Below are 12,733 nucleotides of genomic sequence, written 5' to 3'. Positions count from 1 at the left end.
CCATCCGCCTATTCTCGGCGCGCAAGAGAACGTCTCGTCCTGTGCCTGGGCGGCAATTTGGGCTGCAAGTTCGAGGACTTATGTGCGTGCTTCGTGCGGGTGGGGCTGCCGTGGCCCTGTCCGCGCGCGGGTGACGCGAGGAGCGGCGGAGCCGGCTCCAAGAGAAAGGTGAGCGAAGCAATGAAGCTTGGCGCAATGGTGATGGCGTCCGGTCTCGTGGTCTCGAGCATGCTGGGGCTCGGGTGCAGCCGGAACCGGCAGGAAGCCGTGATCCTCGCAAACCAGGCGGACAAAGAGGTCACGCTGAACCCGGATGGCGCTGCCACGAAGTACGAGCAGGCGACCAAGCTCGATCCCACGAACCATCGGATCTTTTACAAGCTCTCGATGGCCTACAAGAAAAAGGAGGAGTGGGACAAGACCGCGTCGACCTTGAGCCGCGCCACGCAGCTCGCGCCGAAGTTCGCGAACTACTGGTTCGAGCGCGCGTACGCACTCGAGATGCAGGCGAAGAAGAAGACGATCTCGTACGACGAGGCGAAAGAGCCGTACCAGAAGTGCATCGAGAACGATCCGAACTTCGCTGACTGCTACCACCAGCTCGGCAACGTGTTCCTCTGGACCGACGACGAGCAGAAGGCGCTCGAGAACTACACCAAGGCGGTCGAGCACAATCCGGCCGAGATCCGTTACTATACGGCGCTCGCGGATCTCTACATCCGCCTCGGATACACGAAGGAGGCCGAGCAGGTGCTCAAGGAAGCGAAGAACTTCGCGAAGCCCGGCGACAAGACTCTCTTCGGTGTGCACGTGCTGCTCTCGCAGGTTCACCAGGATCGCGGGTCACTCCCGGAGATGGTGACGGAACTCGAAGCAGCGAAGGCGGTCGCGGGCAACGAAGGCCCGGAGTCGGTGCAAATTCTCTTCAGCTTGGGCAGCACTTACGCGCAGCTCACGCCGCCGAGGACGCAGGAAGCCGTCCAGATGCTCAAGGGCTTCACCACCCGGGCATGCAAGGGGGCGAAGGCGGCGAGCTTCAAGACCGAGTGCGAGACCGCGCAGACGCTGGTCACGCGGCTCGGTGGCAACTAGTCGGGGGCGCGGTTCGACGACGTCGTTTGCAAGGCCTTTTGTAGGTCAGGTCAGGGGCCGAGGAATCCATGGATCTTGCGCAGCGTCTGAAGCATCTCGAGTCGGTTCGTGAATGGCAGGGGCTCGCCGAAGAGCTCGAGAAGGGGCTCGCCAGCGAGGCGGATGCCACGGCGAAGGCCGGATACCACCTGCGTCTGGGGCGGCTCCTCGAGGAGAAATTCCTCCAGGGCGTCAAGGCGCTCAAGCATTTGCAGGACGCCTTCAAGCTGAATTCGACGCTCACCGAGGCTCTTCGCCTCGCGCGGCTCGTGTACTGGGATCTGGGCAAGATCAACATGGTCCAGAGGCTCCTCGAGCTCGAGCTGAAGGGGCTCGGGGACGGCCCCGAAGCGACCTCGCTGCTCGTGGAGCTCGGGGACGTGTACTGCGACATCGGCGAGAACGAGAAGGCCGTGTCGACGTACGCGCGCGCGCTCGGCGCGTCCGGGGGCACGAGTGAGGAGGCGCGCGCCGGTCTCGCCGACGCGCAGGTCGAGCTGGAAGGGTGGGAGGCGCACGTCGCCGAAATCCTCCAGCGCGCGAACGACGCGTCGAGCGACGCGGCTTCGCGGGCGCGCCTGTTCCTGCGGGCCGCGCGGCTCGCGCGTCGCTTCGCGCCGGCGGAGGTCGATGATCTCCTCGCGAAGGCGTACGAGGCAAACCCGCTCGATCGCCAGGTGGCCGCGCTCTACGAGGGGATCCTCGTGGAGGAGGAGCGCTCGCAGGCGCTCGTCGATGCGCAGCGCCGCGTGCTCGACGCGATGCGCGGTCGTACGCGCGCGGAGGCCGCGCTTCGGTTCGGCACGCGCTGGGCGACGCGCCATCAGAACGCGGAGCTCGGCGCCAAGCTGCTCGAAGAGGCGCTGACGCACGATCCCGAGGCCGAGGGCGCGTTCACGTACCTGCGTGATCTTTGGGGCGCCAAGGAAGGCGACTGGGAGCGTGTCGCGACGCTCGCCGAGAAGATCGCGTCGGACGGCGGCAACGGCTCGTCGTTCATGCTCGCGCAGGCCGGCGGGATCATCTGGCAGAAGCTCGGCAATGTGATCCGCGCGCGGCCCTGGTTCGAGAAGCTCTCGCAGGTCGCGCCGCAGCACCCCACGCTGCTCGCGTTCGAGACCCAGATCGGCGAGCGCCTCGGCGCGGCGGCGTCCGTTCCCGTGGCGTCGGTGCCCGCGGCTTCGGTGCCCGCGGTCTCCGAGCCCGCGCCGTCTGCTGCTGCGCCCGAGGTCGAGACCGAGGTGTCGACGGAGATCGTCGAGGAAGAGGTCGCCGTCGACTGGGCGAAGATCGAAGAGCTCAAGGCGAAGGCCCAGAAGCAGGAGCAGGCCAAGCGCTTCAACGAGTACGTCAAGACGCTCGTCGAGCTCGCGGAGGCGGTGCCCGACGCGGCGGACAAGATCGCGTACTACCTGCAGGCTGCGGATCTCTACACGGGCAAGTTCTCGAACGCGGCCGAGGCCGTGAAGTGCTTCGAGGCGATCCTCGTCATCGACGGCGAGAACGCGCAGGCGATCGAGTACCTGCAGCAGAGCTACGAGAAGCGCCGCGACTGGGAGAAGCTCATCGGGCTGAACCGTCGCAAGGCGCAGATGATGCCGCCGGGGCCGTCGCGCGCCGAGAAGTTCCTCGAGATCGCGAAGCTCGCCACCGAGCGCGTCAAGAAGCCCGAGGTCTGCGTCGAGCTCTGGGACGAGGTCCTCGCCGACGATCCGGAGAACGTCGAGGCGCTGAACGCGCTGTCGGGCCTCCACGAGCGCTCGAAGGACTGGGACAAACTCGCCGTCGTGCTGCAGAAGCAGGTCGAGATCACGGCCGACTTCAAGGCGAAGGAGGCGCTGCTCGGCAAGCTCGGCGCGCTCTACGGCGAGCGCCTGAACAACGACGACGCTGCGATCGATGCGTGGGAGCAGCTGCTCACGCTGAACCCGAACGAGCGCAAGGCCCAGGAGGCGCTGAAGAAGCTCTACCTGAAGGTTGCTCGCTGGGAGGACCTGCAGCGGTTCTACGAAGAGCAGGGCAAGTGGGACGAGTTCATCCGTGTTCTCGAGTCGCAGGAAGCGAAGGAGACCGAGGACAAGAACAAGATCAGCTTGCTCATGAAGACGGCCCAGCTCTGGCTGGATCAGAAGGGCAAGCCCGATCGGGCGATGAAGGCCTACGAGAAGGTCTGGACGATCGACGCCGGGTACCTGCCGGCGGCCGAGGCCCTGATCCCGCTCTACACGCAGGCCAACAACGCGAAGGGGCTCGCGGTCGCGATCGAGGTCAAGCTCGCGAACGATCAGGACGCCGACACGAAGCTCGCGCTCTACCGTGAGGTCGCGGGGCTCTACGAGGCGAAGCTCAAGGAGCCGCAGAGGGCGTTCGAGCGATTCCTGTCCGCGTTCGAGCTCGCGCCCGGCGACGAGCAATGCGTCGAGGACGTGGAGCGCGTCGCGCGCACGACGGGGAGCTGGGACAGCCTCATCGCGTCGTACGGCAAGACGATCGCGCGCGCGGACGAGGATGCGGATCGTGATCTCGGGATCGCGCTGCGTCTCCGTCTCGGCCGTGTCCTCGTCGACGAGGTCAAGCGCGTGGACGACGCGCTCGCGCAGTTCCGCGCCGTGTACGACACGGACAGCGAGAACGCCGCGGCGATCTCGGCGCTCGAGCGTCTCTATCGCGACACGGGTCGGTTCACGGAGCTCCTCGAGATCTACAAGCGCAAGCTCGAGCTGGCGCAGGACACCGAGGAAACGAAGAGCATCCGCTACGCGATCGCGCAGCTCTACGTGAACGAGATCAAGGAGCCCGCGAGCGCGATCACGACGTACAACGAGGTCCTCCAGGACGATCCGGCCGACGCGCCGGCGCTCGAGGCGCTCGATACGCTCTACCGCGAGCAGGAGCAGTGGGAGAGCTACGTCGACGTGCTCCGTCGGCGCATCGAGCTGAACCTCGGCGACGCGATCACGGTCGACCTCAAGTACCGGCTCGGCTCGACGCTCGAGAAGCTCGGCGACGCGCACGGCGCGCTCGAGAACTACCGGGAGATCCTGGCCCTCGATCCGGCGAACGACGGCGCGCGCATCGCGCTCGAGAAGCTGCTCGAGAACGAGGAGCTCCGCGCCGAGGCGGCCGGCATCCTGCAGGAGATCTACGAGACGCGCGGCGACTGGGAGAAGCTCATCCAGTCGCTCGAGATCCTCGCGGCCGCGGAGGCGGACGTCGGGACGCGCGTGAACCTCCTGCGCAAGGTGGCCCGTACGGCGGCCGAGCACCTGACGGATCTCGCGCGGGCGTTCGAGGCGCAGAGCCGCGCCCTGAAGGACGATCCGTCGAACGGCGAGACGCGCGGCGAGCTCGAGCAGCTCGCGGCGCAGGCCGGCTCGTGGGACAAACTCTTCGCGGTCTTCAGCGAGATCGCGGGGGGCCTGAGCGACGAGCGGCTCGCGCGCGAGTACTGGATGCGGCTCGCGGGCATCTCGGAGAAGCTCGGCAAGATCGAGGACGCGGCGAACGGCTACAAGCGCGTGCTCGAGATCGATCCGGCGGACGGCGAGGCGCTTGCCGCGATGGACGCGCTCTATCGCCGCACCGAGCGGTGGCAGGACCTCATCGAGGTCTTCCGCCGTCGGATCGCGCTCGCGCCGGAGTTCACGGATCGCGAGGCGCTCTTCGCGCAGATGGCCGAGGTCTACGAGGAGAAGCTCTCGCAGCCCGGCGACGCGATCGCCGCCTACCAGGAGGTCCTGCGCGAGGATCCGACGAGCCACGTCGCGCTCACGGCCCTCGACGGCCTCTTCTCGCGGCAGAGCATGTGGGAGGACCTCGCGGACAACCTGGAGCAGCAGCTCCGGTACGCCACCGAGGACGAGCAGCAGATCCGGCTCATGCTCCGTCTGGCGGCGCTGCGCGAGTCGGCACCGATGAACCTGCTCGACACGGCGATCGAGGGCTACCGCCAGGTCCTCGAGCGCGAGCCCTCGAACGCGGAGGCGCTCGGCGCGCTCGAACGTCTCGGCAAGCTGCCCGAGCACGAGGTGGCGATCGCCGAGATCCTCGAGCCGCTCTATAGGGCGTCGGGCGATTACATGAAGCTCATCGGCGTGCACGAGGTGCAGGTCCGACGGAGCGACGACGTGAGCCGCAAGGTGGAGTTGCTCCACCAGATCGCGACGCTCTACGAGGACGCCGGCGGTAATCTGAACTCGGCCTTCGACACGTACGCGCGCGCGCTCGGGCACGACCCGGCGCTCGACACGACGCAGCAGGGCCTGGATCGGCTGGCCCGCGCGACAGGAAGGTTCGCCGACCTCGCGCGCGTGCTGGAGGAGCTCGCGGCGCAGCAGCAGGAGCCGGAGCTCGCGAGCCAGCTCTTCACGATGAGCGCGCGCGTCTACGAGTCGGACATCGGCGACATCGAGAGCGCGATCAAGCACTACCGCAAGGTGCTCACGATCGACGTGCGGAACCTCGGCGCGGCCGAGGCGCTGGAGAACCTCTTCAGGGCCGCGGATCGTTTCGAGGAGCTGTCGCAGATCCTGCAGCAGAAGGCCGACATCCTCGACGAGCTCGGCGAGAAGAAGGGCGCGCTCTTCCAGGCTGCGTCGATCGAGGAGGAGATCCTCCAGCGGCACGACGCGGCGATCGCGGTGTACGGCAAGATCCTGGAGCTCGATCCGGAGGATCTCGGCGCGATCGATCAGCTCATCAAGCTCTACCTCGGTTTGTCGCGGTGGGCCGACCTGCTCGCGGTCTACACGAAGAAGGTCGATCTCGTCGGCGATCCCGAGGAGAAGAAGAGCATCTACTACCAGATGGGCGCGGTCTACGAGAGCGAGCTCAAGGACGTGCCGGCGTCGATCGACACGTACCAGCGCGTTCTCGAGCTCGATCCGGACGATCAGCAGGCGCTCGGTCGGCTCGACGTGCTCTATCAGCAGGCCCAGAACTGGCACGAGCTGCTCGGCGTGCTCGAGCACCTCTCCCGCATCTCGGCCGATCCGGCGGAGCAGATCAGCTACAACTACCGAATCGCCGAGCTCTACGAGAAGCACCTCGGCGACGTGCAGCGCGCGATCGAGCTGTATCGCGATCTCCTGCAGGTGATGCCCGACCACGAGCCCACGCTGGTGGCCCTCGAAGGCATCAAGAGCAGCGGCGCGTCGGCGGCGCTCGAAGCAGCTCTCGTGCTCGAGCCCATCTACGACACGGCGCAGCAGTGGGACAAGCTGATCAGCGTCCTCGAAGTGCAGGTGGCGAAGGCGGACGATCCGTACGCCAAGGTGGAGCTGCTCCACCGCATCGCGCGCTTGCACGAGGAGATGCTCGGCAACCACCAGGCGGCCTTCGACACGTACGCGCGGGCGGTGACGTTCGACATCGCGAACCAGGACTCGCTCGGCAACATCGAGCGGCTCGCGATGTACGTGACGCGGTGGAAGGACGTCGCGGCGCTCTACGATCAGGAGCTCGGCAAGCTCGGTGAGCAGCCGGATCAGTTCGTGGAGCTCGGGCTCCGGCTCGCGGGGATCTTCGAGACGCAGCTCGAGGACGTGGAGAGCGCGGTGGCGCGCTACCGGCGCGTGCTCGAGGTCGAGGCGGAAAACTGGACGGCGATCTCCTCGCTCGACCGGCTCTTCACGATGACCGAGCGCTGGACCGATCTCGTGCCCGTGCTCGCACGCGAGGCCGAGTCGTCGCCGAACCCGGAAGACTCGCTCGAGTTCAAGTACCGGCTCGGCCAGGTCCACCAGCTCCGCCTGAACGATCTGTCAGCGGCGATCGGCGTCTACCGCGAGATCCTGAACGCGGCGCCCGATCACACGGCGACGCTCGAGGCCCTCGAAGGGCTCTTCGCGGCGGGCGTGAAGCAGCTCGAGATCGGCGAGATCCTGGAGCCGCTCTATCAGTCCTCGGGCGACTTCGAGAAGCTCGTGGGCGTTCTCGAGGCGCAACTCACGCACCTCACGGAGCCCGCGGATCGGCTCGCCATGTACTACCGCATGGCGGAGATCCACGAGGAGCGGCTCGTGGCGCTCGACGGCGCGCTCGGCGTGTATGTCCGCGCGCTCAAGGAGTACCCGGCGGACGAGAAGACGCTCGAAGAGGTCGAGCGGCTCGGCGGCTCGACGGACGGCGGCTGGAACACGCTCGGCGACGCGTACGCCGACGTGCTCGGCCTGCATTCCGACAAGGCCGTGCAGACGAACATCGGCACGCGGCTCGCGCGCGTGTTCGAGGAGGAGCTGCGCGACATCGAGAAGGCGGAGCAGACGTACCGCTACGTGCTCGGTGTCGATCCGCTCGATCCGAAGGCGCTCGCCGAGCTCGATCGGATCTACACGGGGCTCGAGCAGTACGCCGACCTCGCGGGGATCCTCGAGCAGCGCGTGAAGGTGCCGATGGAGCCCTACGAGCTCATCGAGCTCTACGGCCGCCTCGGCCAGGTGTACGAGGAGCAGCTCGGGCAGGTGGACGACGCGATCCGCGCCTTCCGCCGGCTCTTCGACGAGCTCGACGTGAACAACGAGGCCGCGATCTACGCGCTCGAGCGCCTGTACGGCAGCAAGGGCTCGTGGACCGAGTTGATGGGTGTCTACGAGCGCGAGCTCCAGATCACGGCGAACGAGGGCGACGTGCGCGCGAAGATGGCGCGCCTGCTCTCCGAGCCGGAGATGCTCAACAACATCCCGGCCGCGATCGACATGTGGAAGCAGGTCCTCGACATCAAGGGCGAGGACACGGAGGCGCTCTTCGCGCTCGCGAACCTGTACGAGCGCGAGCAGCGGTGGGCGGAGCTCTGCGAGGTCCTCGAGCGGCAGTTCGACGTCGAGCCGACCGACGAGGCGCGCGTGGCCGTGCTCCTCCGTCGCGCGAAGCTCTACAACGATCAGCTCACGCGCGACGACCTCGCCCTCGACGACTACAACCGCGCCCTCGACATCGAGTACGCGAACGTCGAGGCGCTCTACGCGATCGCGGACATCTGGCGGAAGCGCAACGATCCGAACGAGCTCGTGAGCATCCTCCACCAGACGGTGGATCGCGCGGGTTCGGTGCTGCCGGCCGAGAACGTGGTGGCCCTCTACCGCGAGCTCGGGACGACGTACCAGAACGTGCTCGTCCAGCCGTACGACGCGATCGACGCGTGGCGGAAGCTGCTCGCGGTCGACCCGCGCGACTTCGAGGCCATGGCGGCGCTCGAGAACCTGCTCCGCGCCGAGGAGCGCTGGGTCGAGGTGATCGACGTCAAGATGGGCCGCGCGGCCGCGTACGAGGACGGCGCAGAGAAGATCCGCGAGTACCTCGAGGTCGCCGACATCTGGGAGCACCAGGTCCAGGACAAGGACAAGGGCACGCCGGCGTACGAGAAGGTCCTCGAGATCGAGCCGACGCACGATCGGGCCTACCTCGCGCTCGAGGAGCTGCACGGCGCCGCGCATCGGGCCGAGCCGCTCATCGAGCTGTACCTCGCGCGCCTCGACACGCGCGAGGACACGGACGAGAAGACGGACATCCTCCGCAAGGTCGCGCGCGTGTTCGAGACCGAGCTCGAGGACCGCATGCAGGCGTTCGACGCGCTGCTCACGGCGTTCGAGCTCGACTTCGACAACATGGACACGGTTCGTTACCTCGAGCGCATGGCGCAGGCGACGAACCGCTGGCCGGAGCTCGTGCAGACGGTCAACGGCTGGCTGCAGGCGCTGAACCCCGATAGGGATCCGCTGCGCACGATCCGGCTCTGCCTGCATCTCGCGAAGTGGTACGCGGAGGACCTCGGGCACCCCGAGTACTCGCAGCCGTACTACGGCAAGGTGCTGCAGATCGACCCGAACAACGTCGACGTGCTGCGCCAGATGGCGAACTTCCACAAGAAGGGCGGCCAGTGGCAGCAGCAGGGCCAGATGCTCACGCGGGCCCTCGAGATCGCCGTCAAGGACACCGATCGCAAGGAGATCCTGACGGAGCTCGGCGAGGTGCTCGAGAAGAACGCGGGCGACGTGGAGCAGGGCCTCTCGTTCTACAAGCGCGCGCTCGACGTGGACGCGTACCACCTGCAGGCGCTCGAAGCGCTCGACCGCATCTACACGGATCGCGGCCTGCTCCCCGAGCTCGTCGACGTCCTCACCCGCAAGGGCAAGGCGCAGACGGAAGCCTCGCAGATCGCGGCCACGAAGCTGCGTTGCGCGGGTCTGTACGAGAAGGACCTCGGCCAGATCGAGAAGGCGGGTCAGGTCTACCGCGAGGTGCTCGAGGTGGACACGGCCAACCTGCTCGCGATGCGCGGCCTCGAGCGCGTCTACAACCAGACGCACCAGTGGCCGGATCTCGTGGGCGTCCTCGAGATGCAGCTCGACGTGGTCACGACCGAGCGCGAGCGCATCGACGTGCTGCTCAAGATCGCGAAGATCCAGGAGGAGCAGTTCCTCAAGCCGGATCTCGCGGCCGCGAGGCTCGAGCAGGTCGTGGACATCGATCCGCAGCACGAGACTGCGCTCGATTCGCTCGAGCGTTGCTACCGCCGACTGCGGCAGTGGCACGATCTCATCAGCACCTACGATCGCCACATCAACGCGACGATCGACAGGCAGAAGAAGATCGAGCTCTGGTCGGCGACGGCGAAGGTGTACGCCGAGGAGGTCCAGGACTTCGACCGCGCGATCGACGCGTGGCTGAACATCACGGACCTCGACGACAAGCACATCCCGGCGCTCGAGGCGCTCGCGAAGCTCTACGAGAAGCAGGAGGATACGTCGCGCGCCATCGACTACATGACGCGCGTCGCCGACCTGACCCCGGACGGCAAGCAGCGCGTCGAGATGTATTACCGAATCGGTAAGCAGCTCGACGAGAAGCAGGGCGATCGGATCGCAGCGCGCGATCGCTTCGAGATGGCGCTCGATCTCGATCCGGCGCACCTGCCGACCCTCGCCGCGCTGCGCGTGATCGCGATCGACTCCGCGGATTGGGATACCGCTGCCCGGTACCTCGATCAGGAGCAGATGAACACCGAGGCGCCGCGCCAGCGCGCCAAGCTCCTCGTGGAGCTCGGCAGGCTGCGCGATCACCAGATCGGTGAACACGATCTCGCGGTGCAAGCGTACGAGCTCGCGCTCCAGAGCGACGGCGACAACGAGGACGCGGCGATGCCGCTGCTCGCGGAGTACGTGAGCAACGAGAAGTGGGCGAAGGCGGAACCCCTCGCGGAGATGCTCGTCCGCAAGTCAGGCAAGCGCGAGAAGCCGGAGCAACACCGGCTGCAGAACACGTTCGGCAAGGTGCTCGTCGCAGTCGGGAAGAACGAGCAGGCGCTCAAGGCGTACCAGGCGGCCTACGGGATCGACATGACGGATCGAGAGACCATCGAGGGTCTCGCCGACGTGTGCTTCCGCCTGGGCGACTGGGCCGGCGCGCTGACGAACTACCAGAAGGTCCTCGGGACGACGGACGAGGCCGAGACCGAAGCGCGGGCGAACGTCTACTACAAGCTCGGCCTCATCAAGCAGAACCAGGGCCAGGCGAAGCAGGCGATCAACAACTTCGAGAAGGCCCTCGGCGTGGAGCCCGCCCATCGGCCGACGCTCGACGCACTCGTCGCCGTCTACGACGGGCTCAAGGACTGGAAGCAGGTCGCGCACTACAAGCGCCAGATCCTCGACAACGTCATCGACGGCGCCGAGCGCTTCAAGCTGCTCGGTGAGATTGCCGATACGTGGGAGAAGGATCAGAACCCGACGAAGGCCGTCGAGGCGCTCGAAGAGGCGCTGGATCTGGAGCCCCAGAACCACGTCCTCTTGCACCGGATGCTCACGCTGTACCAGAAGGTCGCGCAGTGGGAGCAGATGGTGGACACGCTCCAGCGCATCGCGGACCTCGAGACGCAGCCCGGTCGCAAGTCGCGCTACTTCTTCACGATGGCGCAGATCTACCGCGACAAACTCGAGGATCTCCCGCGCGCGGTGGACCTGTTCAACGACGCGCTGGACCTCGATCCGGCCTTCCTCGACGCCTTCGAGCGCATCAACAAGATCCTCACGTCGCAGAGGGACTGGAAGCAGCTCGAGCGCGCCTACCGGAAGATGCTGCACCGCGTGGCAGGCAAGGGGAACATCGACCTCGAGTTCACCCTCTGGCACGCGCTCGGCCTCATCTACCGCGATAGGCTCGAGGACGTGAACGCGGCGGTCGAGACGTTCAAGATCGCCGCGCGCCTGAAGCCGGAGGACGTGCAGGAGCACCAGATCCTGGCGCAGCTCTACACGGGCCTCGGGAACACGGAGGACGCGATCGCCGAGTACCAGTCGCTCGTGAAGATCGACGCGACGAACGCCGACTCCTACCACGAGCTCTACCGGCTCTACGTGGAGCAGAAGGCGTACGATCCGGCGTGGTGCACGGCGGCAGCGCTCGCGTTCATCCGCAAGGCCGACGAGGACGAGCAGCGCTTCTTCGAGGACTACCGTCCGCAGGGGATGCTGCAGGTCAAGAACCGGCTCGACAACGAGCAGTGGCTCCGAAACCTCTTCCACGAGGAAGAGAACCTCTACATCGGCAAGATCTTCGAGATGATCGCCTCCGCGGCGCTCAAGGCGAAGATCGCGACGCTGGAGGCGAAGAAGGAGAAGCCAGTTCTCGATCCGCGGTTCCGTCAGGATCCGGCCACGTCGACCGTCACGTTCGCGCGTACGTTCGGCTGGGCCTCGCAGGTGCTCGGGATCCCGTGCCCGGCGCTGTACGTGCGCAGCGACGTGCCGGGGGCCCTCGTCGCCGTTCCGGCCGAGCCGCCCTCATCGGTTGCTGGTCAAACGGTCTTGACCGGGTTCTCGCCGCAGGAGCTGACGTTCATCATCGGCAAGCACCTCGCGATGTATCGCGGCGAGCACTACATCAAGACGCTGTTCCCGACGGTCACCGAGCTGACGGTGCTCCTCTTCGCGGCGATCAAGCTCGTCCAGCCGGACGCGCCGTCGCCGCCGGACATCGACAAGCAGGTGCTGGCGACGGCGCAGACGATCCGCCAGTTCATGCAGCCGATGCAGATCGAAGGTCTGCGGATGGTCGTGAAGAAGTTCGTGGCGGACGGCGCGAAGGCAAACCTGAAGCGGTGGTCGCAGTGCGTGGACATCACGGCGAACCGTGCCGGGTACCTGCTCTGCGGCGACCTCGAGATCGCGAAGAAGATCATCGCGGCCGAGCCGCAGCAGCCGGGTGATCTGCCGCCGCAGGAGAAGCTGAAGGAGCTGCTCCTGTTCTCGGTGTCGGATCAGTACTTCGCGCTGCGGCAGACGCTGGGCATCGCAATCGGCGGCGAGTAACCCTCACCGCGCGGACCAAAACGAGCCGCCCTCCTCGAAAGGGGAGGGCGGTTTCGTTTGTGTGGGCTTGCGCGGGGCGTTGCCCCGGACCCCAGCAGGGGGCTGTCCGCCCCCTGCACCCCGGACCAGGCGCGGCCTGGACCGAGGGCCGAGAAACCGCGCGATGCGCGGTTTCTCGGACGGGCCCGTGGCAAGACCACGAACGGCGTTGCCAACCAAGACAGCGGCACTGCCGTACGTGCTGGGGACGTTTTCCCTGTCGACAGCGCGCATCGCGCGCTGTCGCCCCGCGTCCA

At 66.7% G+C, this 12,733-nt stretch carries 2 protein-coding genes; both read left to right on the top strand.

Annotated elements, in window-relative coordinates; all coding sequences use genetic code 11:
* The first annotated feature begins 180 nt into the window (after positions 1-180).
* A complete protein-coding gene (locus KEG57_RS30610) occupies positions 181-1,092 on the top strand; it encodes a tetratricopeptide repeat protein (protein ID WP_272425040.1) in 912 nt (303 codons plus the stop codon).
* 68 nt (positions 1,093-1,160) lie between these two features.
* Positions 1,161-12,437 (top strand): tetratricopeptide repeat protein, encoded by an 11,277-nt coding sequence (locus KEG57_RS30605; RefSeq protein ID WP_272425039.1) that lies wholly within the window; start codon positions 1,161-1,163, stop codon positions 12,435-12,437.
* Positions 12,438-12,733 lie beyond the last annotated feature (296 nt).

Source organism: Polyangium jinanense, from assembly GCF_028435365.1.
The sequence above is the reverse complement of the archived record's forward strand: the minus strand, read 5'-3'. Positions and strand labels throughout refer to the sequence as shown.

Excerpts from the sequence above, each read along its gene's own strand:
- KEG57_RS30610 (WP_272425040.1), top strand. The coding sequence starts at position 181 with ATGAAGCTTGGCGCAATGGTGATGGCGTCCGGTCTCGTGGTCTCGAGC.
- KEG57_RS30605 (WP_272425039.1), top strand. The coding sequence starts at position 1,161 with ATGGATCTTGCGCAGCGTCTGAAGCATCTCGAGTCGGTTCGTGAATGG.